The organism is Pseudoalteromonas sp. S558 (assembly GCF_005886635.1).
GTDB lineage: Bacteria > Pseudomonadota > Gammaproteobacteria > Enterobacterales > Alteromonadaceae > Pseudoalteromonas > Pseudoalteromonas aliena.
This window is the reverse complement of record NZ_PNDU01000237.1, coordinates 1-1,097: the sequence shown is the minus strand read 5'-3', so window position 1 is coordinate 1,097 and position 1,097 is coordinate 1. Positions and strand designations below refer to the sequence as shown.

1 pseudogene is annotated in these 1,097 nt (G+C 47.3%); it reads right to left on the bottom strand.

Annotated features, from left to right (window positions below):
• Window positions 1–1,097: pseudogene (locus CWB66_RS15515) on the bottom strand (RHS repeat protein); the annotation flags it as partial.

Below are 1,097 nucleotides of genomic sequence, written 5' to 3'. Positions count from 1 at the left end.
CCGTAATAATTGGCGTTATTAACGATATGTGAGTCGCTTGCCAAGCTTGCATGTTGTGCGGTTACGCGGCCTAGGCTGTCGCGCTCTATTTTTACGTGGCGTTTATCACTTTGTGTTACCGAGGCTAAGCGGTTACAGGCATCGTATTTATATTGCTGCAGCGTGCCATCAAATCCAGTGACTTGCGTTGGGTTTTCATTGGCGTCGTAACTAATGCGGTATACGTGACCGTCGCTTCGCTCAATGGCGGTTAAGTTACGCTCTTTGTCGTACGTTAAGTGCAGTGCGCTGCCATCGGGCTGAATCACACAATGTGGCTGGCTTAGCCCCTCAAAGTGTTGCTCTGTGGTATCGCCTTTGCTGTTTTGTGAGCTTATTAGCCGCCCTGCTTCGTCGTAACTAAAGTGTTGATGCTGTTTATGTTCAGGGTCGTTTTCGTCAAAGGCGGTGGTTTGCTCTAGTTGCCCATGCGCGTTGTATTTGTATTGAGTCAGCAGCCCTGCGTTATTAATGGTGGCGTTTACACGGCCTAAATTGTCGTAGCTGTAGCGTATTAGCTCGTCGTTATGGTGTTTTGCTAATAGCTCGCCTTGTTCGTTCCATACAAATTGGGTGATTTGGCCATTTTTATTGATGTGCTGTGTTAACTGGCCGAGTTTGTCGTAGCTGTATAACGTGGTGCGGCCATCGCCAAAAGTTTCGCTTTGCAGTAAACCCGCTACGCTGTATTTACGCGTAATGGTTTGCCCATCTGGTAAGGTGGTTAATACCCGTTGCCCTAGTTGGTTATACGCAAATTGAGTTTGGTTGCCATCAGGCTGAGTGATAGAGGCTAATTGCCCATAAGGCGTATAGCTGTAACGCGTCATGCTGTTATCGGGTTTAACGTCGGTTACTTTTTGGCCCCGTGAGTCTATACAGGTTGTTTCGCCGCGCTCAAGGTTGTATTCAAACTGATAGGTATAAGTGTTGTTATCGCCCCATTGTTTTATACATTTAGCACTCGGTGAATAGCTATCCCACTCAAAATGATGGCTAAAACCGCTGGCTCGGGTTCGCTTAGTTAATAAATTAGCGGCGTTGTAGGCGTAGCGGTC